Source organism: Paraburkholderia piptadeniae (genome assembly GCF_900007165.1).
Lineage (GTDB): Bacteria > Pseudomonadota > Gammaproteobacteria > Burkholderiales > Burkholderiaceae > Paraburkholderia > Paraburkholderia piptadeniae.
In genome coordinates, this window is sequence record NZ_CYGY02000011.1 from 172,553 (window position 1) to 196,927 (window position 24,375).

Annotated in this window: 17 protein-coding genes; 4 read left to right on the forward strand and 13 right to left on the reverse strand. The window is 62.0% G+C overall.

Translation table 11 applies throughout. The annotated features are described in order from the left end of the window. Positions 1-29: 29 nt before the first annotated feature. Both BN2476_RS05305 and BN2476_RS05310 read right to left on the reverse strand, forming a co-directional pair. Entirely contained in the window at positions 30-1,406 is a 1,377-nt protein-coding gene (locus BN2476_RS05305) for an MFS transporter (RefSeq protein WP_087733197.1), read from the reverse strand. Between the two features lie 89 nt (positions 1,407-1,495). After that, complete coding sequence (locus BN2476_RS05310) at positions 1,496-2,617, reverse strand: NADH:flavin oxidoreductase/NADH oxidase (RefSeq protein ID WP_087733098.1); 1,122 nt, start codon at positions 2,615-2,617, stop codon at positions 1,496-1,498. Positions 2,618-2,897: 280 nt separating this feature from the next. Between BN2476_RS05310 and BN2476_RS05315 the strand changes: the two genes are divergently transcribed. Beyond that, the gene (locus tag BN2476_RS05315) at positions 2,898-3,857 is read left to right on the forward strand and encodes a LysR family transcriptional regulator (protein ID WP_235850704.1); all 960 of its coding nucleotides are present in this window, start codon (positions 2,898-2,900) and stop codon (positions 3,855-3,857) included. On the opposite strand, the gene BN2476_RS05320 is transcribed toward BN2476_RS05315, so the two are convergent. From BN2476_RS05320 to hpnI, 3 genes are all read right to left on the reverse strand, one after another. Beyond that, entirely contained in the window at positions 3,835-6,456 is a 2,622-nt protein-coding gene (locus BN2476_RS05320) for a DNA-binding protein (RefSeq protein WP_087733100.1), read from the reverse strand. The two genes, BN2476_RS05315 and BN2476_RS05320, sit on opposite strands and share 23 nt — an antisense overlap. Before the next feature lie 201 nt (positions 6,457-6,657). Beyond that, complete coding sequence (locus BN2476_RS05325) at positions 6,658-7,626, reverse strand: lysylphosphatidylglycerol synthase domain-containing protein (RefSeq protein ID WP_087733101.1); 969 nt, start codon at positions 7,624-7,626, stop codon at positions 6,658-6,660. Between the two features lie 32 nt (positions 7,627-7,658). Continuing rightward, on the reverse strand, positions 7,659-8,849 hold the full coding sequence (gene hpnI / locus BN2476_RS05330) for a bacteriohopanetetrol glucosamine biosynthesis glycosyltransferase HpnI (RefSeq protein WP_087733102.1): 1,191 nt from the start codon (positions 8,847-8,849) through the stop codon (positions 7,659-7,661). A gap of 573 nt (positions 8,850-9,422) precedes the next feature. On the opposite strand from hpnI, the gene BN2476_RS05335 reads away from it, so the two are divergent. Then, the gene (locus BN2476_RS05335) at positions 9,423-10,604 is read left to right on the forward strand and encodes a glycosyltransferase family 9 protein (RefSeq protein WP_087733103.1); all 1,182 of its coding nucleotides are present in this window, start codon (positions 9,423-9,425) and stop codon (positions 10,602-10,604) included. 25 nt (positions 10,605-10,629) lie between these two features. Here the strand turns inward: BN2476_RS05335 and BN2476_RS05340 are convergent, their stop codons facing one another. The 4 genes from BN2476_RS05340 to BN2476_RS05360 form a co-directional block, all read right to left on the reverse strand. After that, on the reverse strand, positions 10,630-11,790 hold the full coding sequence (locus tag BN2476_RS05340) for a hypothetical protein (protein WP_173819588.1): 1,161 nt from the start codon (positions 11,788-11,790) through the stop codon (positions 10,630-10,632). Positions 11,791-12,357: 567 nt separating this feature from the next. After that, entirely contained in the window at positions 12,358-13,383 is a 1,026-nt protein-coding gene (locus BN2476_RS05350) for a sugar-transfer associated ATP-grasp domain-containing protein (protein ID WP_087733199.1), read from the reverse strand. 113 nt (positions 13,384-13,496) lie between these two features. Next, a complete protein-coding gene (locus tag BN2476_RS05355) occupies positions 13,497-14,873 on the reverse strand; it encodes an undecaprenyl-phosphate glucose phosphotransferase (protein ID WP_087733104.1) in 1,377 nt (458 codons plus the stop codon). Positions 14,874-14,917: 44 nt separating this feature from the next. Next, entirely contained in the window at positions 14,918-16,423 is a 1,506-nt protein-coding gene (locus BN2476_RS05360; protein WP_087733105.1) for a mannose-1-phosphate guanylyltransferase/mannose-6-phosphate isomerase, read from the reverse strand. 747 nt (positions 16,424-17,170) lie between these two features. Between BN2476_RS05360 and BN2476_RS05365 the strand changes: the two genes are divergently transcribed. Together BN2476_RS05365 and BN2476_RS05370 are read left to right on the forward strand one after the other, a co-directional pair. Further along, positions 17,171-18,466, forward strand: a complete 1,296-nt coding sequence (locus BN2476_RS05365) for an O-antigen ligase family protein (RefSeq protein WP_087733106.1) — start codon at positions 17,171-17,173, stop codon at positions 18,464-18,466. 25 nt (positions 18,467-18,491) lie between these two features. Further along, positions 18,492-19,139, forward strand: coding sequence for a phosphatase PAP2 family protein (locus BN2476_RS05370; protein ID WP_087733107.1), 648 nt, complete (start codon positions 18,492-18,494; stop codon positions 19,137-19,139). A 21-nt stretch (positions 19,140-19,160) separates the two neighbouring features. Here BN2476_RS05370 and BN2476_RS05375 read toward each other — a convergent pair whose 3' ends face one another. The 4 genes from BN2476_RS05375 to BN2476_RS05390 form a co-directional block, all read right to left on the reverse strand. Next, positions 19,161-20,345 (reverse strand): glycosyltransferase family 4 protein, encoded by a 1,185-nt coding sequence (locus BN2476_RS05375; RefSeq protein WP_087733200.1) that lies wholly within the window; start codon positions 20,343-20,345, stop codon positions 19,161-19,163. A gap of 118 nt (positions 20,346-20,463) precedes the next feature. Then, entirely contained in the window at positions 20,464-21,780 is a 1,317-nt protein-coding gene (locus tag BN2476_RS05380) for a lipopolysaccharide biosynthesis protein (RefSeq protein WP_087733108.1), read from the reverse strand. Between the two features lie 40 nt (positions 21,781-21,820). Continuing rightward, positions 21,821-22,837, reverse strand: coding sequence for a glycosyltransferase family 2 protein (locus BN2476_RS05385; protein ID WP_087733109.1), 1,017 nt, complete (start codon positions 22,835-22,837; stop codon positions 21,821-21,823). Positions 22,838-22,930: 93 nt separating this feature from the next. After that, entirely contained in the window at positions 22,931-24,373 is a 1,443-nt protein-coding gene (locus BN2476_RS05390; protein WP_087733110.1) for a hypothetical protein, read from the reverse strand. Positions 24,374-24,375 lie beyond the last annotated feature (2 nt).

The window sequence follows — 24,375 nt, forward strand, 5'->3', positions numbered from 1 at the left end:
TGTGCGCGCGCTGATCCCACAGCGCGCAGTCAGTCCGGCATCCCCACGCCACGCGTCTCGGGCAGGAACCACGGCAGCACGATACCGAGCACGTACACGGAACCGAGCGCGAGCGCGGCATGCGACACGCCGCCGAACGACTTGATCATGCTGCCCGCGATGATCGGGAACACCCACGCGATCAACCGCGCCGCGTTGAACACGAAGCTGATCGCCGTCGAACGGACGGAACTCGTGAAGAGCTCGCAAGGATAGATGGCCATCCACACATACGCGCAGCCCAGCGTGAAGAAGCCGTTGATGGGCGCGATCACCATCATCGCTTCGACGCTCGACGTCAGCTTGTACGTGATGAACGTGGTCACGAGCGAGCCGACGAAGGTCAGCGACAGGAACGTGCGCCGCCCGATCGCATCGACGATGAAGCCCGCGAGCATATACGCGACGATCGCGCCGACGGTATAGACGATCGACACCTTCGAGCCCCACGACACGGCGTCCTGGATGCCCTGGGCCTTGGCGACGGCCACCGTATAGGTCGGAAGCCAACTGGAGATCGCCCACCAGCCGACCGTCGTGATGATCGACAGTGCGAGCAGGATCAGCGTGCGGCGCAGCGCGGCGCGCTCGGCGAACAGTTGCGCGAGCGTGAACGGGCGCTTGCCGGTCTGCGGCGCATCGCTGGCCGCGTCGCTGGCGGTGGATGTAGCCGTGCCAGCCGTGCTCGTGGCCGCCCATCGCTTTTCGCGCACGGCGCGCTGCCACTTCTCCGATTCGTTCACGCCACGCCGGACATACAGCACGAAGAACGCGGGCACTGCGCCGAGCACGAACATGAGCCGCCACGATTCGGCGCCGAGCGGATGCGTCGACGCAAGCGCGTACCAGATCACGGCTGCCGCCAGCGTGCCCCAGCCGAAGCCCGATTGCAGGAAGCCCGCACCTTTCGCGCGTGCCTGCTCAGGCCACGTCTCCGACAACAGCGCGATGCCCGTGCTCCATTCGCTGCCCATCGCGAGGCCCGTCAGGAAGCGCAGCGCGCACAACGTACAGAACGTCTGCGAAAACGCGGTGATGCCCGAGAAGAGCGCATAGAGAAACACGGACCACAGCATCATCCGCTTGCGGCCTACATAGTCGGCAAGAATGCCGCCGACCAGTCCGCCGATGCCCCAGCCGAGCAGCGTGATGCCGATCACGAGGCCCGCATACACCGTCTGCGATGCGGCCTGCTCCGCCGTGAGCACCGAATGCAGCATCGGCCCGAGCACGACGACGAGGGCAAGCGCCTCGTAGCCGTCGAAGATCCAGCCGAGAAAGCTCGCCTTGAGCACCTTCCAGTGCATCGACGTCAGTCCGTCATACCAGCGGGTACGCACGCCGACGGCAAGTTGTCCGTGTTCCATCTGTGTCTCCTTCATGCATTCGTTCTGGAATGTCCGATGCCGGTCGTGCGCCGGCTCATGAATCAACCCGATTCAACGCCGGGCGACGGCTAGCGCTGGCCGAACGACGCGCCCTCGAACACGCGTCCCGCGCCGCGCGGCTCGCATCGCCAGTATTGCGGCGGCGCCTTGATCGTCGAACCGAGTTGCGCAGCGGCGTGCCACGGCCAGCGCGGGTCCCACAGCACTGCGCGAGCGAGCGCGATCAGATCGGCCTCGCCTTCGCGGATCACGCGATCGGCTTCGGCGGCATCCGTGATGAGGCCGACGCCGATGGTCGGCATGCCCGTCGCTTCGCGCACCGCGCGCGCAAACGGAACCTGGTAATGCGGCCCGAGCGGGATCTTCTGCAACGGCGAGAGGCCGCCCGTCGACACGTCGATCCAGTCGCAGCCCCGCTCGCGCAGACGCTTCGCAAGCTCGATGGTCTGCTCGAGATCCCAGCCGCCTTCTACCCAATCCGTCGCCGATACACGCACGCCGAGCGGCTTGCCTTCGGGCCAAACGGCGCGCACCGCTTCGTAGACTTCGAGCGGAAAGCGCATGCGGTTTTCGAGCGAGCCGCCGTACTCGTCGCCGCGCTGATTCGCGAGCGGCGACAGGAACTGATGCAACAGATAGCCATGCGCGAAGTGCAGTTCGATGGCGGCAAGGCCGAGCCGCGCCGCGCGCTTCGCGCTGTCCGCGAACGCATCGCGAATGCGCGCGAGCCCCGCGTGATCGAGCGCGACGGGCGCGATCTCGCTGTCGCCCTGTGCGATCGCTGAAGGACCGAGCGCCTGCCAGCCGCCGTCCTGCGGCGCGATCTGCACGCCGCCGCGCCACGGCGGTTCGCTCGACGCCTTGCGTCCCGCGTGGGACAACTGGATGCCGATCGGCATGTCGCTGAACTGCCGCACTTCGTCGAGCGCGCGGCCGAGCGCTTCCTCGTTCGCATCGGAATAGAGGCCGAGGCAATACGGCGTGATGCGGCCCGCAGCTTCGACCGCCGTCGCTTCCAGCAGCATCAGGCTCGCGCCCGACAACGACAGGTTGCCGATATGCGTGCGATGCCATGCACTGGCCGATCCGTCGATGGCGCTGTACTGGCACATCGGGCTGATGACGATGCGGTTTTGCAGCTTGAGCGAGCCGAGTTCGAGAGGAGAAAAGAGTGAAGCTGAAGCGCTCATTGATCCGGTTCCTGAACGAGTGATTCGAATGATCTGCACGAACACGCGGACGCGTCGCGGACAAGTCTCGCGGTCGGCATCGGCGGAGCGTCCTAGAATGACGAATCGCGATGCTTGCGTATGCCGATCGAGACGCGGCGGGCGGCGTGACGTGCCTTGTATCGCCGATAGAATGGGCGTTTGCTGCCTGTTTGAAAACTTCTCAATCTTCAACGGAGCCATCGCGAAACGCGATGCCCGCCGCGTCGCGGATCAGGGAAAACCCGGGAAAGGAGTACCAATGCGTGCTGTACCGGACCGGCCAATGCGCTTCGACATGGAGTCGCTGCGCATCTTCGTGGCCGTCGTGGAGGAAGGCAGCATTGCGGCTGCATCGGGACGCACGCACCTCGTCGCATCGGCTGTCAGCAAGCGCGTGTCCGATCTGGAGACCGACGCGGGCACGCCGCTGCTCTATCGCCATAGCCGGGGCGTGCAGGCGACGCCTGCGGGCGAAGCGCTCTATCACCACGCGAAGCGGCTGATCGAGCACGTGCAGCAGATATCGGATGAATTGTCGGAGTATTCACAAGGTCTGCGCGGACATGCGCGCATCTACGTGAACTTCACGGCGATGGTCCAGTATCTGCCGGGCGCGCTGCATACGTTTCTGCGCGCGAACCCCGAGGTGCGCGTCGACATGGTCGAGAAGAGTAGCGACGAAGTGGTGCAGGGCATCGCGAGCGGCATGGCGGATCTCGGCATCTGCTCCGCGCCGCGCGACTCGCTGCAAGACCTGCAATGGCGCACTTATAGCGTCGACAAGCTGGTGCTGATCGTGCCGGACGGTCATCGGCTGTCGCGGCGCGCGGCGGTCAAGTTCGCCGATGCGCTCGATGAAGACTTCATCATCATGCCCTACGCCACGTCGATTTCGAAGCTGTGCCGCGCGGCGGCCGAGCGCGAGGGCCGCCGCTTGCGCGTGCGCATCGAAGTGACGAGCTTCGAGGGCGTGCGAAATATGGTTGGCGCGGGACTCGGCATCGGCGTGCTGCCCGAGGGCAGCGTGAGGCCCTACGCGCAGACGGCGAGCTATCGGGTGATCGAACTCGACGAGCCCTGGTCGCTGCGCCCGATGCTGATCGTCGCGCGCAACTTCGATACGCTGCCGCTGCCCGCGCGCATGCTGGTCGATCATCTGGCCAAGCACGGTGCAGCGTCTGCCGGAGCAATGGGCGTCAGCTCTCCGCCTTCGACATGACGGCCGTGGCCGGGTCGTATCGATAGCCCTTCTGGGCCAGCTGCTGCGCCATCGTCGAGCCGATCAGCTTCTTTTGCGCTTCGCGGAAGACCAGTTCGTGATCGGGCTTGAGCCGCTCCAGCTCGACCGACAGTCGTCGCAGCAGCGCCACTTCGCCCGTGCTGCGCGCGTCGATGAACAGGATCTTCTCATTCGCCTGGTCGAGCCGCTGTTTGATTTCCTTCGCGTACGTGACCCACTGCTCGGCATTGGCGCGCAACTCGTTATAGGCCTTTGTGTGGGCTTTCGACTGAGCCTCGATCTCGCGTTGCAACGCGGCGATTTCGTCCGCGGTCGTGGCGGCTCCGGCCTCGATGCCGGCCTGGTGCTCGCGTTGGGCGTCCCTTGCCGCTGTCGCTTCGCGCTCTTGCTCGGCAAGGCGCTGCTCCAGTTGCGCGGCATGCTGTTCGGCTGCGTCTGCGCGTTCCTTCGCTGCGGATGCTTCGTGCGAGAGGCGCTCGCGCTCCGCGTCTGCGGCCGTCCTGGCCTCGGTCATCGCGGCGATCTGCGCTTTGGCCTCTTCTTCGAGTTTCCGCGTGACGCGCTGAAGTTCTTCGAGCCGCGCCGCCGCTTCTTCTGCCTTCGCAGCGCTTGCCTGCTGCTCTGCTGTGAGGTTTTGCTCTAGCTGCGCGGCGCGCTGTCCGGCTGCGTCGGCGCGTTCCTTCGCTGCGGATGCTTCGTGCGAGAGGCGCTCGCGCTCGGCGTCTGCGGCCGTCCTGGCCTCGGTCATTGCGGCGCTCTGCGCTTTGGCCTCTTCTTCGAGTTTCCGCGTGACGCGCTGAAGTTCTTCGAGCCGCGCGGCCGCTTCTTCCGCCTTCGCAGCGCTTGCCTGCTGTTCCGCTGCAAGGGTTTGCTGCAACTGCGCGGCGCGCTGTTCGGCTGCACCGGCGCGTTCCTTCGCTGCGGATGCTTCGTGCGAGAGGCGCTCGCGCTCGGCGTCTGCGGCCGTCCTGGCCTCGGTCATTGCGGCGATCTGCGCTTTGGCCTCTTCGAGTTCGCGTGTGATGCGCTGAAGTTCCTTACCCGCTTCTTCCGTTTTCGCAGCGCTTGCCTGCTGTTCTGCTGCGAGGGTTTGCTGCAACTGCGCGGCGCGCTGTTCGGCTGCACCGGCGCGTTCCTTCGCCGCGGATGCTTCCTGCGAGATGCGGTGCAGTTCGGCGTCAGCGGCAGTCCTGGCCTCGCCCATCGCGACGATCTGCGCCTTGGCTTCGTCGAGTTCCAGCGTGACGCGCTGAAGTTCTTCGAGCCGCGCCGCCGCTTCATCCGCCCTTGCAGCGCTCGTCTGCCGCTCGGCTGCGAGTGCGCCGCGGGTTTCGTCGAGTTCGGCCTCGAGCGCCGCGAGCCGCGCCTGTCGCTCGCTCGCCTGCGCTTCGGCGGCTTCGGCACGCGATGTCGCCGCGCCCGCCTCCTGTGACCAGCGCGCCACTTCTTCCGTCTTTGCCTGGCACGTGTCGTTCAACGTGGACACTTCGCGCCGCGCCTCGTCGCGCTCCTGTGTGAGCCGCGCGATCTCGTCGTGCTGGCTCGACACGGTTGCGGCCAGGCCTTCATTCGCGTTGCGCTGCTCGTCGAGCGAAGCCTGCGTCGCTTCGAGCTTCGTTTCCGCCGTCGACGCCCGTTGCGCGAGTTCTTCGACCTTCGCCTCCGCCGTTTCGGCGCGGGCGGTCGCGGAGGCCAGTTCGGCCTGAACGCGCGTCGCGGTCTCCTCCGAGGCCTGCAACCGGCCGCGGTGCGCCTCCAGTTCAGCCTCCAGCGCGGCGACCCGCGCGAGGCTCTCGCTCGCCTGCGCGGTGGCGGCATCGGCGCGCGACACGGCGGCGCCCGCCTCCTGCGTCCATCGCTCCACTTCGGAGGCCTTCGCCTGACATGCGTCGTTCAACGTCGCGATTTCGCGCCGGGCGTCGTCACGCTCCTGCGTGAGGCGCGCTATTTCGTTGTTCTTGCCCGAAACCGTCGCTGCGAGCCACTCATTCGCCTTGTGCTGCTCCACCAGCGACGTCTCGGCGGCCTCCCGCCTGGTCTGCTCCGCCGATGCATGCTGCGCCGACTCCTCCGCCTTCGCCTCGGCCGTCCCGGCGCGAGCGGTCGCAGCGGCAAGCTCCGTGCGGGCGCGCGTCGCCGCATCGTCCAGCGCCTGTAGTTCGCTGGTCAGTCCGTCGAGCCGGTCGCGGCCCGTTTCGACTTCCTTTTCCGTCTTTTGATATTCGGCCAGCGCCTCGTCGCGCTCCTTCAACGCGACGACGAGCTGATGGTCCACCGCGCCCAGACGGTCGCCGAACACCTTCGACGTGGCGTCGTGAGAGGCCGTCCAGAGCCGGTGTGCGATGTTCATCAGGGCCTCGGCGAGGTCGTCCGGCACTTCGGCCTGGACCTGGGCCGGCGGCGTCTGGGGCTGTCGCGCGTCGCGCCAGCGTTGCAAGGCGACCGCGACGGCAACGATCGATCCGCTGCGAACCTCCGACCAGATCGTCACTGGGGAAACTTCACGGCCTTCCTGGGTCATGCGGTCTGCGATTGCAGCAACCTGTTCGTCGATAGTGGTGTCTGCGTCTAGGGACATAAGCGCCTCGAGAATCAAAGGGGCCGGGCGAAAACTGGCTCCCGCGATACATTACTACGTTCTGCGCGATACGCTATGAAAGAACCGCGCCCATAGGTATTCGGAGGGCATTTCCTGGAGGGGATCGGCCGGCGCACGGCATGAGAAGTTATGCCGTGCAGGCATCGAAGAACCGGCCAATTGACGACGCCGGCGACGCCGTCACCGCGCGTTGCGCAGAGAAAACTGCCACGCGAACAGGCCGGGGATGAAGATCAACAAATCTCGAATGCGCCGCGCGCCGGCCAACGCAAGACTGGTCGCCGGCTCGATGCCGAGCCATCCGCCGATCAGCACGAAAGCGCCTTCCTGAATTCCCAGCGCGCCCGGCACGACGAAGGCCGCGCTGCTCACCGCCTGGATCAGCACTTCGATGACCAGCGCCGCGAGAAAGCTCACATTTGCGCCGAGAAAATGCAACGCGAGCCAGATTTCGAGCGCCGTCGCGAGACATTGCAGAGGTTGCCAGAAGAACAGATAGCGAAGCACGACGGCGCGCCTGCGCCAGATCACCTTGATCGACTGATCGGTTTTCACCGAGTGGCCGACCAGCGCGGTGAGCTTGCCGCTCGCCAGCCGGTCGAGTCCTCGCGACACCAGCGCGAACGGATTCGTATGCTGCACGAGCGCGAACAGGATCGGAACGGGCACGAGCAGTGCCGTGCTCCATGCAAGGCCGCCGACCACGTGTCCCGTTGCCGAATCGCCGCGAGCCGCGAGAAATCCGATCCCTGCCATCGTGAAGACGAACTGGCTGATGATCGTCAATTGCATGTCGACGACGAGACTCGCCGCCGCAGTCGACGCGCGCACGCCCCAGCGCCGCAACAGCTGGAACGAGACCAGTTCGCCGCCGACGCGGGCAACGGGCAACATGCAATTCACCGACTCGCGGATCCACACGAGCTTCAGCATCGAAAGCAGACTGGGCCGATTGGCGCCGCGTATCAGCGTTTGCCAGTCGCGAGCGTTCGCCAGCATCGGCAGGACGTGCGCAAGCCCGGCGACGAGCAGCCCTGCGCCCGCATCGCGCAAGAGACCCAGGACCTCCGTGGGATGACTGCGCCATACGACGAAAAGCGCAATCACGAGACCTGCCAAAGCCGCGAACCTGCTGACGTGCCTGATCATCGAATTGGATTTGGGTGCGAAGCTACCGTTGCTCAGTCGGTGGAAGAACTGGCGGGCGCGGCTTTGAGCAGGCCATCGTCGTCTACGTCGAAACTCACGCCTCTCCAGACAACGCGCGAAGAAAGCAGACTCGCGAAAAGAATGGCAAAAGCCACCACGTCCCACAACGGCAAAAGCCACGGTTCACGAACGGAGCGCTTCAGCGCAAGATCCATGCGGCACTGAAGCACGAGCCTCGCGCACAAGGCGGCTGCGAGCAGATACATCGTCCACAACGGCGCACTTGCGAACACCAGCGCGAGTAGCGCCAATGGTAACGGGTAACTCACGGCCGAGCCAAGATGGCCATACGGATCGATTCGCCGGATGGTTCTGCTCCACCGCAGCTCATGCTCGACAAGCCGTGCGGGCGTGGACTCGGGGCATGCGTGGCCGATCACGAAACCGGGGACCACCACGCGCTGCCCTGCCGCTCTCACTGCCATACCGATTGCGTGGTCTTCCGCGAGCAGATCCGCAAACTGGCGCAGCCCGCCGATTCTATCGAGCGTTTCGCGGCGCATCGCAATGGTCTGACCAAAGCACGGTTGCGCAAGGCCCAATGCAAGCGCGATCAGCACGCCGGGAAGAAACTGGTAATCGACGGCTCTCGCCGAGAGCTTCGGCCAGAAACCGGGGTCGGGCGCCCCCACGTACGCGCATGTGACGAGGCCGACGCCTTCTGTCTGAAGTTCGCCCATCACTCTGCTGAGGTAATCGCCGCCGACCGCGACGTCGCTATCCGCAAACACGTAATGCTCGTGGACGGCCGAAGGAAGCATGTTGAGAAGATTGCTGACCTTCCGGTTGCAGCCGTGCAATTCGCTATTCGCGACCACGGTGATATGCGCGTCGGGGTAGAGGCGTTGAAGCTCTTTCACGACGTCGAGCGCGGGATCGTTCGGATCGTGAACACCGAACAGGTACTGTACGTCCCCCTCGTAATCCTGTTCGCAGAAGGTTCGCAGATTCGACAGAAGCGCGGTTTCCATTCCGCGCAGCGGCTTGATTACCGTGACGGGCGGAAAGCTTTTGGGCTGAGGCGAGCTTCGCGCGAAGAACCAGCCGACCAGCGCGGCGGCCGCGACGGTGTACAGAATGCCAAATGCCGCACATGCGCCACACAGGCAAGCCAGAAATTCGCGTACGTGTCCGACATTCGAAACCAGCGTACTAATCGCCATTGGAAGTGCCCGATGTGAAGGTTCTATGAATCAGGCGTTCTGCCGACGCCGTAATCGATGAGTCGCAGCCGCACGTGAAGAACCGCAGAAGCGCGGAGTGACACGAAGCGGAAACACCGGGGACGACCGCCGTTCCAATGAACGCTTCGCGAGGTTGGAAGAGGCTGATCAACGAACAACGATCGCGATTGAGCAGGCAAAGGCGATCGTAGTGGTACAACCTGAAGAAAACATTAAAACTGTACGGCCTTTATATTTCGGTTGATTACAGCGGGATTTATTCAATTTAATGCCTCGCATTTATCGACATTGAAATATTTCCGCAATACAAATCGCGCTAATTTGAAAGGTTAGAAGCGCCCGCAATCGACGCAACCGCCTGTGCCCAAACCCACACACGATGGCGGAAAAGAGAGCGACCTCGGCGGTTCCATGCGGTCTCGCCCATGCACAATCAGAGCCATATCCGGCCGGTCCCGCGCGCGCATCGACGCGACGCGCACGCAGCCAGCCGCACACGCGCACTGACAATGCGCACCGACGGCGACAACCACGCGCCAGCATGGAGAAGCGATGGGTTGGAAAAGTCTGCTGATCGAAACGCCGGTCTGGCTGACCGGCCGGTTCTGCCCGCCACGTTTTGACCCGCGGCGCGATACGCCGCGTGAAATTCTCGTGCTGCGCCCGAACGATTTCGGCGAACTGCTCACCACGACGCCGCTCTTCGAAGCGCTGCGCGAGCGCTTCCCGACGACGCGCCTGATCGCCGGCATCGGCAGTTGGGGGCGGCCGATACTCGAGAACAATCCGTTCATCGACGAGATCGTCGAACTCGACGCGCCCTGGAACAACAAGCTGATCGATGACCGCTCGCATCGCAACGTGTTGCGCTTTTTGTGGAAGTCTCCGCAGGTCGCCGCGCTGCGCGCGCGAGGCGGCTTCGACGTGGCGATCGACGTGCTGGGCAGCTATATGGGTGCGTTGCTCATGATGCGCGTGGGCGCGCGGTATCGCATCGGCGTGCGCGGCTATCGCGGCGGATGGAGCGCGTGCCAGGCCTACGTCGAATATGCGAGACGCCAGTGCGGACGCGCGGCGCTCGCGCAAGGCGAGTTGCTCGGCGCAACAGTGCTGCCCGAAGTGCGCCCGCAACTCTTCCTGACGGGCGACGAGCGCACACAGGCCGCACACATCTGGAGCGCCGGCGACGTGCCCGGCCGCAGAACCGTGCGCATGATCGTCGGCGTCGGAGCCGGCGTGCCGACCAAGGCATGGCCCGCGCAACAGGTCGGCGTCGCGCTCGCGCACATCGCCCACGCACTCGAACAGGGCGGCTGCGCTTGCGACATCGTAATCGTCGGAAGCGAAGCGGATCGGGCGCGCGCCGCCGAGGCAATCGCCGCGGCGGGGCCGGGCGTGCCCGTTCGCTCGCGGGCCGGCGAAGCGTCCATGCGCATCGTGTTCGCGCTGACCGAAAACGCGGACGTCATACTGACGAATTCTTCGATGTTGATGCATGTCGCGGCCGCGTTCCGCCGTCCGACCGTTGCGGTGATCGGCGGAAGCGTGACAAGACCGGAAGTTCACGACGCGATATGGGGTTATCCGCCGCCTTATGTGAGCGTGTCTCCGCAGCAGTATGTGCCCGGAGAACACGCGAAGAACTGGCCGGGCGTGGAGCGCGTCGTGCAAGCCGTGCTGCTGTCCGTACCGACAGACGACGAGGCACGCGCGCGCGTCGGGGCGGCGGCCTGACGGCGCCGCCCATTCTTCCCGCTACTTATTGCGGCTCGTCCGTCCACGTGTAGGTCGGCAGCGTGCTGATGGGCTGTCCGATCTGCAACGTGATGTCGCGGTGCGAGAGCAGCTCGATATTGCGCGGATCGCCCTGATAGCGCCGAACGTCGCCGTTGTCGTTGATGTACACGATCACGTTGCCCATCACACCCGCCACGTTGGTGGTCGTCAGCGGTTCGCCCCAGATGTCGAAGAACTGGCCGAGCGTAAAGGCCTTCACACTGGGCGTCTCGATGTGGATGATCCCCGTCGAATCGTGCGTATGCATCTCGTAGTTGCACGCTGACGGAATGCCGATTTGCGCAGGCAGCGCAAGCCCTTGACCATCTCTGACGATCGCCACGTGCGCGTGCACGTGATAGGCCTCGCTCATGCCCACGCCGCAGACGATGCCGTCGACAGGCCCACCCGTGCCGCCCGTCGGCGTGCTGCCACTCGCCCAGTTAGGGGCGCCGATCGTGCCGCCAAAGGTAAGGGCGATCGGCTGCTGCTGATTGAACGGCGGAGGATCGTTCCATGTGTAAGTGGGAATCTGCGCGAGAGGCGTGCCGACCATGATCGTCACTTCACCATGCACGGGCAACGGGAGGCTCGCGAGATCGCCGGTGTATTTCGTGAGCGTGCCGCCATCGTTCACATAGACCGTGACAGGCCCCGTCAATCCCGCGACATTCGACGTCGACAGCGGCTGCCCCCAGATCGCGAAGAACTGGCCGAGCGTAAAGGACGCGCCGGAACTCGAGTCCATGCGGATCTTGCCCGTCTGATCGTCGGTGTGCAGCGGATACGCGCAACCCGTCTGCACGGCCATCGTAGGCTCGACGGTCCCGATGTTTTCAGGCAATGCCAGCAGCCTGCCGTTCATATAGATCGACAGATGCGAGTAGGTGTACGCATTGCCGCGTGGGCCGCAGTTCAGGCCGCTCACCGGTTGTCCCGTTCCACCCGTTGCTGTCGAGCCCGCAGGCCAATTCGTATCACCGAGCGTTGTGCCGTCGTCGACCTTCGTCGCGGCAGCGAGTTGCGGCGAACTCGTGCTGCCGGAAGACGAGGAATTCGATCCGCCTCCGCCACCTCCGCCGCAACCCGCTAGCGCAAGAAAAGCGCTAACGACCATCACCCTTGCACCGATGCTATTCCACATGTCGGACTCCGCTTTAGTCAATGAACAATCTTGTCGGCTCGTACGCTGAGTCATGCAAGCTCAGCGGAAGAAACCGTATTCGTGCGTCATCGTGTCTCCACGTGTCCGCATGCCTTTTTGCTTCACGCTCCGCGCACGAACGCCTTGAGCCGCCGCCATATCGAAGGCAGCGGCCCCTCATCGGAGCTGTCGGCGTCCGCGAGCCTGTGCGGCATGTGCTGCAAATCGTCCCAGTCGACTTCAAGCGACCGTGCATGGCCGGCCGCGGTAAAAGGCCATTCGATCGCAATGGCTCTCACGATCGACGCGGGCGCCTTGCGCCCGCGTGCCCGATATATGCGTTGATCGCCGATGCCTCCCGTTCGGCTGCCTCACGCGACATGGCCGCAACGTAATCGTTGATCCCTTCGATGTGCACACACCAAAGCTGTTCGCTCAAGTCGCGCTCCATCTCAAGGCCGACTCGCCGCCCGCTTTTCTGCTCGCTTGATTGCTCGCTTATTTGCTCGCCGTATTGCGCGCCGAGCGCGGATTTCTCCACTCTGATTGCTTGAGGCATCGCCGCACCTACGCGAGCGAAGCCTTGAGGCGTTCCCATTTCAGATCCGAAAAACACGGACCCTGGGTAGCCTCGCTGAACTTGACGTCGTTATGCTCGGCGTTCCATTCCATCACCTTGACGTTTTCATCGACGTCGACGGTCAGGTCCCAGCCGACGCATCGAGCGAAAGGAATCTTTCCGTGCAGCTCGAGCACGGTCGCGACGCATTTCCAGAAGGCCGGAATCTTGACGCCCTCGAAAGAGCACCCGGAATCGGGATGCGCGTCGACGGGCAGCCAGTTGTCGAGATAGCCTTCGCGACGCAATTCGCCCTTGAGCAGATCGACGGGAACACACACCTCGTCTTCCGCCGTGACGTGCGTATGCTCCGCTCTTCCGAGGCGCAGGAAACACGAACGAACGGAAATGTCGCCCGCGTCGTCGACCACTGTCGTAAAGCGCAATGTCGCAACCGAATTCAATGTGAATTCGCTGAACACGCGATGCTGCTCGATGTACGTCTGAATTACGCCATTGCCATACGACCTGATCACTTCGGGATCGAATGACTTCCGGTCGAAGATGTAGATGCCCGAGCCGCGCGCGGACCCGTCCAGCTTGTAGACGACCCGATCCGCGTTCTGAAATACGAGCCCTTCGACATGCGCCTGCGGAATCGCCACCTTCTGAGCCGAAAAGAACAGGCCATTAGCAAAGTACGCGACGTCGGGAAAGCTCTCGCTCCCGAAGATCAGCCGTGAGACCGTCTTCAGGTTTGAGATCTTCCCGTGCCACCCTTTCATGCTCGGGACGACGACGGTTCCGTAGAAGTTGTCGGGAATCCAGCCTTCCTTGAACTTGCGGTTGAATGCCGTATAGGCGCGAAGCCACGGCGCGTAGACGGCATCGCCGAACACGTCGCGTGCATACGTGTCGGCGAGCCTGAGGTTCATCGGGTCCGCCTTGCCATACGTCTTTTCGAGCACCCGCAGAATTCTCTTCGCCTGCAGCGCGTGCTCCCAGTGGAACTTGCGGCGCCCAACGGTCTTCAGCGACTTTCTCACGGCGCTCTCGAGATCGCTCGCGATGGTACTGGTTTCGCGCTTCAGCCAGCCAAGTCCGCTATCCGCTCCCTGTCGAACGTTCATTATTTTTGGCCTTATGCTCAGTACGCGTTGGGATGAACAATGCCTTTGAAAATCGTCGCGCCGATGATGCGCAGGTCGAGTCTGAAAGACCAGTTGCGCAGATAGTAGAGATCGTGTTCGACACGTCCTTCCATCTTCTCGATGCGATCCGTTTCGCCGCGATATCCATTCACCTGTGCCCAGCCCGTGATGCCGGGTTTGATCCGGTAGCGATGGATATAGCCCGACACGACGTTCTGATACAGGTCGTCATGTTCGATTGCGTGCGGACGGGGGCCGACCACCGACATCTCGCCGCGCAGCACATTGAAGAATTGCGGCAATTCATCGAGGCTCGTGCGACGCAGGAAGCCGCCGACAGCCGTGATGCGCGGGTCGCCGCGTTTGGCCTGTTCGAGCACGCCCGCCTTCTGCTTGTGCAGACGCATCGTGCGGAACTTGTAGATCGTAAAAACCCGGCCATCCGCGCCCTTGCGACGCTGCTTGAAGAACACGGGCCCCGGCGAACTCAGCTTCACCGCAATCGAACAGCCAAGCAGAATGGGGGAGATCGCCAAGATTGCGCAGAACGCGAACAGCCGATCGAATATGTCCTTCTTCACCATTGCGTTCGGCGGCAACGGCGACGCTGCGAGATTGATCGTCGGCAGACCGAGCAGGCTCGTCACGCCGCCTTCGAACAATGCGAGCGTGCGCACGTCCGGCATGAAACGGATGTTGATCAGATCATTGCGAAACTCGTTCACGAGCTTCAGAATCGTGCGCTCTTCGGCGAGCGGCAACGCGAGCCACACTTCGCTGATCTGCTGCTCGCGAACGTAGCTGGCAAATGCCTTGTGATCGTCGAATGCGGGCACGTGCGGCGACGTCTCCGCCTCGGGTCGCAGATTGTAGATCGCCCGCGGCCGGAAGCCCGATGCAGTCTCGCTCTCCATCCGGTGAATGATCTCGTTGCAGTGCTCTCCGCAAGCGGCGACCGCAACCGGCTGCAAATCCAGACCGGCATTGCGGGCGCGGCCGAGCAGCCTGTGCATCACGAGACGGCTGAGGATCAACGAGCCGCCGGAAATACCCGTCCAGTACGCAAACCACAGACGCGACACGAAGTCGATGCGATGGAGCGAGAACATCAGCGCCAACGCGCACGCCTGCACGATCAGCCAGCCCAACGCCACCTGACCCGTCAGCACGCGCTTCGAGCGTCCGCGCCACGACTCGTAGACACCGAGTGCCGGAAAAATGGCGAGCGAAAACGCCGCGGCAAACGCGACAAACGCAAGATAGAACCCTTGCTGCGAGGCATCGTCGAACCGTATTCGCGATGCCACGAGCGCACCCGTCACGATCAAGGCGACGTCGAACACCCTGGCCAGTAGACCTGTCATTGCACGCATCACTACCCCCCTTCTATCCATCACCCATGTGCAACACCCGTCAGTCAGTTGCAACGGCCGTACTGGTCGTCGTACCTGACGATGTCGTCTTCGCCGAGATATGCGCCCGACTGGACCTCGATGATCTGAAGAGGTACATGCCCGGGATTCTCGAGACGGTGCCGCACGCCAAGGGGAATGAAGGTTGACTGATTTTCAGTGAGCAAGAACTGTTCTTCGCCGCGCGTAACCAGTGCGGTTCCACTTACGACGATCCAGTGTTCTGCCCGGTGATGATGCATTTGCAGCGACAGACGTGCGCCGGGGCTCACGACGATCCGCTTGACCTGAAAGCGATCCCCGTGATCGATCGAATCGTAAAAGCCCCAAGGGCGGCGTACTTTTCTATGGTTTTCCGCTTCCGGCGATTTCGTCTGCCGAATACGCGATACAAGTCCTTTGATGTTCTGCACATGGGAGCGATCCGCCACGAGGACGGCATCGTCCGTTTCGACGACGACGAGCCCGTTGGTGCCGACGCACGCTACCAGCCGGCCGCCTTCGGAACGCGCATACGTAGCCGTCGCGCCTTCCATCATGACGCGGCCGTTCGCGACGTTGCCGAACTCGTCCTTGTCCATGGCTTCCCACACGGCGTCCCACGAACCGAGATCGGACCAGCCTGCTTCGAGCGGCACCACGACACCCGTGAATGGCGAGCCCTCTTTGCCGAGCTGCTCCATCACTGCATAGTCGATCGAATCAGACGGGCAACGCTCGAACTCTTCCGCGCCCGGCGTGATGTACACGTCGTCGCGTTTCGCGTTCGTATGGGCCTCGACACACGCTGCGTGCATCTCGGGCTGAAAGCGCTTGAGCGCGTCGAGCCACACGGAAGCGCGCACCACGAACATGCCGCTGTTCCACCAGTAGCTGCCCGATGCAACGTATTCAGCGGCCAGCTCGGCCGCGGGCTTTTCGACAAAGCGGTCGATCCGATGCGCGCCGTCCTTGAGCGGCGCACCGAGGCGGATATAGCCGAAGCCGGTATCGGCGCGTGTCGGCGGCACACCGAGCGTCGCGATCACGCCCTCGGCCTGCGCGAGCTGCGCGGCCTGTTCGATGGCGGCCTGCAAAGCCGCGATGTCGGCGATCGCATGGTCTGCGGGCATCGCCACGAGGATGGGATCGTCGCCATCGGCGCTTGCTGCCAACGCAGCGAGCGTCAACGCAGGCGCCGTGTCGCGACGCGCAGGCTCGACGACGATGCGCGGCTTGACTTCGCATTGCTGAGCCTGCTCGCGAGTCGCGAACGAATGCTCTGCGCCGCATACGATGACGGGCTCGGCCGCCACATCCCATGATTTCGCGAAGCCATCCATTCGCTTCATCGTCGCTTGCAGCAGTGACTGATCGCCGACAACGCCGATCAACTGCTTCGGATACTGCTCGCGGGACACGGGCCACAAACGTGTACCCGACCCGCCCGCGAGAATGACCTGCACCAGCCGCCGGCAATCCGCAGCGGGTTCGGCGACAACTGTTGCAACGGCGTGTTGTTCTACATTCATCAATTGTTTGTTCACTTCAATCTCCCTGGCATTGAAGTTCGTTCTCATCGTTCGCACGAAAGAACGTCGCAGGACCAGACAAGCGTCGCTTTAACTACACATCGTGGGCGTGTGCCTGATTCAGGCACCGACGCCACAGCTTGATGGGCGAAGATCGCATCAAGCAGAGTTGTGCGAACGATCGACAGACGATCGTTCGTCACCGCGCCCTGCTCTCACGATCCTGCATAGTGAATGGAAGATGTTCTCGACCGATAACGAAAACACCATCCCGCGGACGTTTTGATAGCGACCCAAGGCCACGACATTCAATTCGACCTGTATCGATGATAGACAGGTTGCGCTGCGCATCAGCACCTCTGGCGCGAACGGTTGAAGTTATGGCCCCGCCCGCTGAAGCTTTCGAATATCGGCCATCCGCTCGCCAAGTTATCTTTTACTGATTGTGTCCGGCGTGGAAATCCATCTCCATTCGTGGTACTTTGCAACGAGCGCGGCGCTATTGTCTTCTCCGTGAAGCGAGCATGACAGCCTGTGCCGTCTCACATATCTGCGCAAATCCTGCCACAGCAGACGTGCTCTCAACGCTGGCATCAATACTGCACGTCAAGACTGTACGCAATTCTTCTGCTGCAAGCCGATCGTCACGCGATCGCTCGCTGCATCGCAGTTTCATCCTCTTACAAGTTCATTGATGACAGCCGAGTAGTCGTCAATGACAGAGCATTTTTAATCGCGAGAGTCGACATGGCTTACATATCGTTACTTGCGCTATTCCTGACGGTGACTAACCTCGTACCGATTAGCGCAGTGGGCTTTGTCCCGATTATTCTTTGCGCGTGGCGCTTCTTCGGACGCAGTTATCCTTCGTTCTTCGCACCGCTGACGGCACTTACGCTGTTCGCGTTGATCTCGACGCTGTTCTACGATCCGCACTCGCTGACCGAATTCGAGTTCTATCGACGCGACGGTAACTTTTTCATCTCCTATGCGCCATTTTTTGCCGGTTGCGTGTACGCGCACCGCTTCGATCTGAACAAGATCCTCCGTTCGTTCTTCATCTGCGCGGTGGTCGCCAATATTCCGCCGTACCTGGTTTACCTCGCGCAAAACGGACTGTTGAGCATCTTCAAGCATCCCGACGACAGCTTCGGCAGTTTCTTCATCGCGCGTAATGCGGCGGGCGGCTTTCTCGCGATGCTGTTCTGCCTCGGCATCGCCTGCTACCTTCAGGAACGCAGCAAGCTGCTCCTCTCGATGCTTTTCCTCAACTTCCTGATGCTGTTCTCGACTTACAGCCGGGGGTCGCTGCTCGGCGCGATGGCGGTCTTGCCGTACCTGTATTTCGGGCGGAAGCGCTGGATGCTCGCGACGTTGATGTGCGGCCTCGTCATCGCGTCGATCAGCGTCGCGATGTATCACGTGAGACCGAACGTCGATTACATGGGCTACACATTCACCATTCACAATTCGGATGCGAAGGTCGCGAATCTCGACATCCGCTATGAATGGCTGTGGCCGCGCGCGCTGACGTACTTCAGTAAGAGCCCGATCGTGGGCATGGGATTCGGTTCATTCGACGACCAGATCCGCAGTGTCGTGTCGTACTTCGGCCTGCTCGGTGTGCCTTCGGATATCGTCGTCGAACACAGCGACTCGCACGCGCACAACTCGTATCTGAACTTCCTCGCGGAGCTTGGCGTGGTCGGACTGTTCCTCCTGCTGTCCTTCTACTGGAAGCTCATCAAGTGGAGTCAGGATGGCGCCGCCTATAGCGCATTGAGGGATGCGGGACGGAACTTCGCGGGATTCCGGTTCGTCGAACTTTCTTCGATATGCCTGCTCGTGATGGCGGCCACCGAACACCGGCTAGTCACGCCGTCGAATGTTCTGATCCTCTCCCTTGTCGTGTCACTTCTGCTTGCCTCGCGCTCCGAGCGCGCCCCGGTTCAGCAAAATCGCCCGGTGCTGAACCCGCGGCCCGTCGTGCCGACTCCACCCTCCCGGGCTATTCCAGGACATGTTGCTAGAACACGGAATTAACCTCAGCCAATTTGATCGCACCAGTATGTGGATGATTTTCACCAACATCGGCGATGCGGCGCTGACCGTACCCGTAGCCATTCTGTGCGCTGCATGGCTTGCGCGGGTGGATGTGGTCCTCGCGTGCCGATGGATTCTCGCGCTGACCTGCGGAATGGCGCTGGTCGGCGCGACCAAAGTTCTCTATTCGACGTGGGGCATATCGCTGCCGCTTGGCGACTTCCGCGTGATCAGCGGGCACACGATGCTCTCCACTGCCGTGTGGATCGTGACCATCGCCTTGCTGTTGAAATGGTGGCGCCGGCCGCCTCTGGCGGGCATCGTGGTGGGTCTGCTGATCGGGGCCCTGACGGGCTACTCGCGCGTATTCGATCACTCGCATTCGGTGATGGAAGTGATCGTCGGCTGGGTGGTCGGTGTGATCGCTGCTGCGTGGTTCCTGCGAACCGCGTTGCACGTGGAGTTCAGGAAGTTTCGGCCGATCTGGGCGACGGTGAGTCTGCTCGCCATATCGACTGTGGCCTACGGACACAAGGCGCCGCTTCAGGACATCATTGATGCGAAGTCGGAGGTCCTTCGCGGACATGCGCCCACGGTCAAATGCGCGCTGTCCAATATGCGTTCTCTGTCCGCACTGGGAGGACGCTTCTCCTCCCGCCAAAGTCCCGATTAAGGCCGGAAGCCAGCTTTCGAATCAAGCCAGCTGGTGATGATGTTCGTCGTCGCGCGCGCGTTCCTTCATCGCATACGGCGCTGTGCGATCGACGAATTCATTTGGCAGGCGCGCGTCGACGAACGACATCAGCGCTCTCTTGAACTTCTCTGACGAAAAGCGTTCCGCGTTTTTCCGGCACACACGCGCGTCGAAGAGGCTCGTGTTCTCTTCGAAGCGGGTCACGGCCTCGAGCAGCGATTCCTCTGTCTGCTCGCCGAAGAAGACACCCGTGGGCCGCTCAAGCGGCAGACCCATCACCGATTCGAGCGCGCCCCCTCTGCCATACGCAATGACGGGCGTGCCGCAAGCCTGTGCCTCTACGACGGAAATGCCGAAATCCTCTTCCGCCGCAAACACGAACGCACGTGCGCGCTGTAGATGGTCGACCAGCACATCGAAGGGCTGATGACCCATGATCGTCACGTTGTCGCCCGCAACCGCCTTGATCTTCTTCATCTCCGGTCCGTCGCCGATGACAACCAGGCGGCGTTCCGGCGTCTGCGAAAACGCCTTGACGATCAGATCGATACGCTTGTACGGCACCATCCGGGACGCGGTCACGTAGAAATCATCCTTGCGCTCGCGCAGCCGCATGTTGCTCAGATCGACGGGAGGATAGATCACCGTCGCATCGCGTTGATAGGCCTTTCTGATTCGCCGCGCAATGAACTGCGAATTCGCGAGCAGATAGTCGACGCCATTCGCCGAACGCGAATCCCAGCCGCGTATGTAGTGCAACAGCACGCGCGCCAGAACCGACTTCAAGCCCGCCGTCAGATGCGACTCCCGCAAGTACTGATGCTGGAGATCCCACGCATAGCGTATCGGCGAATGGACGTAGCTGACGTGCAGCTGGTTCGGGCCCGTCAACACTCCTTTTGCAACGGCATGCGAGCTGGAGATGACGAGATCGTAGCCCGAGAGATCGAGCTGTTCGATCGCAATCGGCATCAACGGCAAATACGCGCGATAGCGCTTCCGTGCAAACGGCATTCGCTGAATGAACGACGTCGAGACGGATTTTCCCTTGATGCACTTGCGGTCTTCCAGAAAATCGACGATCGAGAACAGGTCCGCGTTGGGAAAGCACTCGATGATGTTCTCCAATACTTTTTCGGCACCGCCCGATACCACCAACCAATCGTGAACAATCGCAACTTTCACTTCCACCTCCTGTGCTCTTCCGGTCCGTCTGTTATTGCGCTCTTCATAAGTACCGACGCACGTTGCAACATCATTGATAATCCACCTCCGACGCAGTCAAACATCTGACGCGTCAATATCATTCGTCTTTACCTGTTCCAGCATGTGGCTTGGCCCACGCCATCCGTGCCATTAGTTCCATCGCGCGGCCCGCTCCCGGCAGCAGCGTGACGAGTTGCAGACGCACCATGATCGTCAGCAGCATCACCGAAAGTGATAGTTCACCAATAACACGGGCAAACGCCATGCCTTCTGCCCCAAATCGCGGCGCGAGCCACAGCGCCGAGCCAAGATTCGCGATGCCCGCCGCTGCTCCCGCAATTGCAAGCACGCGATCTTTCCTTCGCGGAACGAATACATAGAAGGCCGCGAATTCGTTGAACGCGGCAAACGGGAACATCCATGCAAAGCACTGCAACACCCGCGCGCTAGGCGTGAACGCGTGTCCGAGAATCAGTGGCAGCACGAACGGCGACAGCGCCAGTGCACCGCAAAAAACGAGCAGTCCGTAACCAAGCAGCAACATTGCGCCGCGTCGTGTGGTGGCATGCGCACCCGCCTTGTCGCCCTGCGCGAGTTGGCGGGAGATCGTGGGGATAAACACCTGTCCCGCAGGCCCCATCAGGGCCAGTGCGATCGTCGCGAAACGTTCGGCGGCACCGAAATAGCCGACCTGTTCCGGAGTCGACAACAGTGTCAGCAGATAAGTCGATGACGCCGTCAGCACGACGGAACCCGACGAATAGCAAAAGAGCATCGTCGAGTTCTTTATCAGCGGAACGATGCCCGACAACGAAAGGCGCGGCCGGCCCAGTTGAAACGTCGCGAGCCCATAAGAGATCGCGGCCGATGCAATGCCGGCAATGAACAGGCTCGCGACAACCCATATCGAGTCCGCAGGCCCTTTGACCAGGCTCAGCACGAGCGCGAGACTCAGCGCGAAGCCGAACACCTCGATCATGATCGGTGTTCTGAAGTGCTGACGGCCCTGGTAGAGCCAGCCGAGATTCAACGCGGACACGATGCCGAGCAGCGTCGCCAGAACGCCGATCAAAGGCCGCTCGGACAATGCCGGCGAGCACATCGTCGCGATGAGTCCCACAGCGCCGCCCAACACAGCCAACACAAGGCGCGCACTGGTATGCAGCGAATAGATGGCGTTGCATTCGTTCGTGTCTTGCGCCTTGGAAACTTCGCGCATGCCGACGAACGTGAATCCGTAGCTGACGAGCATCCAGATCACGTTCATCAGCGACATGGCAGCGAGCACGCGGCCATATTCCGCGACGCCCAGCACGCGCCCATAGAACGGCACGACGATGATGAGATACACGTATCTCATCAAATACCCGCCGTAGACAAAGGCTATGACGTTAGCGCTCTTCTTACCGTCCATACCGACCTCTTTGATATCGTCGATGCCGCATGGCGGTCTCCTAACGCTCGACCGCGGCGCTTCGACGCGCAAGCGGATTGGTGATGTACCGGACCACGAAGTTGGAGAGCGGCGAATACGGCAACAGGCAGAGGCTCGACAGAAGAAGCGTTCCGGCCTTCTTTTTCAGGCTCCAGAAAGGATTGGCGAGGATCGAGTACCGATAGTCGTAAGAGTCTTTGATCGCCCAGCGCCAGCGTGTCGTCAATGGCGCCTGATAGAGGTTCGAGCAGAAATAGGCCTTTTCATGCGCGAAGTCGTGAAATGACATCGGCAGCTCCCGATTGAGCCGCGTACGCGCGAGCTCGCGCAATGTCGCCCACCGCGCCTTGAATGCCTTCGGCGCCTTCGTCAATTGCTCCGAGTTAGCGAACGACACGCTCGATTCATTTGCACGTTGATGAACGCGATATGCTCCGAGTGAACGGGGCACCATCGTGACCGGCCCGACCAGAGCGACGCCATAGATCGCATAGAAGTCGGCGCCGTAGCGGTTGATCGCCGTTTCCGGAACCGGGAACAGCTTCTTCAGCGCGCGCACGCAATAGGCATTGCCCGACGCGGGCGGCGACGGATAAAGCCAGCCGCCCATCAGCAAGGTGCCGCAATCGGTCGGCGGCGCGGAGTGCGGAACGTGGGCGCCTGTCTGGTTGCCCTCCACGTCGATGACATCGAGGCGAAATTGCACCTTCGCCACGTCGCCGCTCTCGAACGTGCGCATCACTTCCGACACGGCGTCCGGATAGAGCACATCGTCCGAGTCGAGGAAGAGTACATACTCCGTGTCGGCGAGTTCGAGTCCGAGGTTATAGGCGGATACCTGGCCGCCGTTCTCCTTGAAGACAGCGGATATGCGCGAGCCGTAACTCTCGATGATCGCGCGCGAACCATCCGTCGAGCCATCGTCGATGACGATCACTCGCGTGCCCGGATAGTCCTGGTTCAGCGATGAGTCGATCGCCTCGGCAATAAAGCGCTCGTAGTTATAGTTGCAAATAACGATGGCCATCTGTTTCATGGGATCTCGCGGCGATAGGTTGAATCCGTCAATGCTCAAATCTTCTCTCTCGGTAATCGGCACTACTGCCTCGCCAATAAAAAGCTGCGTGTCTCATGTCGTCTTCTGTCGCCGGACGACGAGATAAGCAAGATGCGCGCGCGACTTCTTATCGGCGCCGTTGACTTCGGCGGGCACGCGAAAACGGATGCTCAGCGTCCCGCTGTTCGATGTCAGCGTGGCGTCTTCACGAGGTGCAACGGCGCCCGTCACGGCGTCGATGTAAAGCACCTCTGCGCCGTCCAACGACGGCTGCTCGACGCCTGCCGCCTCGACCGTACGCCAGCCTGGCGCGGCGCTCACCTGAATGACGATGTCACTGTCCGAAAGCAGCGCAGAACCTTTGGCTTCCGGCCCGAACCGAAGCGGCTTCGAAAACGGCGCAAGCAAGCCGGGAACCGTCTTGTTCAGAACGACCAGGCTGCGCCCCGAAGGGTTGTACGTGCGGGGCGGCCCGCGATGCGTCAGCCGGTACGGCTCGAAGCCGTCCCAGTGGTACACCATCGTCACGTACTTGTCAGGGTCGTCCCAGTTGCGATCCAGCGCCCACACCGCAAACTCGAAGAAATAACGCGGCAGGTAATGTGGGTCTTCCATGTACCTGTCGCCGATTTCGGTTTGCCACAGCCCGCGAGCAGGACCCTGCTTCACATAGCGCTGATACAGACCGTCGAGATCGCCGACGGACAAATAATGGGTATCGAGGTAGTCGACCCAATCGATCATCCGCTCATTCGAGCGTGCGCTCCTGTATTCGAGCCATTTGCCGAACGTGTCGAGCCCACCCTGATCAGGCCATCCGCCGTAGACGATATACGCGCCGTACTTGCGGACAATGCGGGCCGCCGGCAAGTGGATCTTGTCGACGTAGTCCTGCATCGCGCGCTCGTATGGCCCCGAGCGCTTTTCGTCGCGATCGAATTTGGGTCCATGCCAGAACGTGGCCTGCGGCAGCCCACCCGACAGGCGGCCGGCCGCCTCGTTCCAGATCTGGAAATGGCGCACGTTATATGGCGGCTTCGAGTACTTGCTGACGGCAGCTTCCACATACCGTTGCCACGCCTCGACATCGACGGGCGCCGACTTCGAATCGCCAGGCACGCTTGCATTCCACTTGGGCGTATAGCCGAGGAACAGCAGCGACCTGATTCCATTCGCGTTGTTGCGCAAGATGGCCGACGGTAAATCGCTGTCGTACGCATTGCCCGTTCCGTTGACCCGCATCGCCTGCTTCGCGGAATCGGGCTGTCCGGGGCCAACGGAACCGCGGCCCCAGCTGATGCCCATCGTGCGCCACATGCTGATGTCGGCGTCCGATCCTGGCCAACCGTTCGTTCCGATCATGTCGGTCATCTTGCGAGCCTCACGTTGCTTGCCCGCTGCGTCGGCCGCGAATGCAACCGGCGTCGTGCGCATGCCCGGCAGGCCCACACACGCGAGTGCAGCAAGCGTCTTGAGCGCGTGTCGTCTACTTTGTCGGCTTCTGTTCCGATACATTG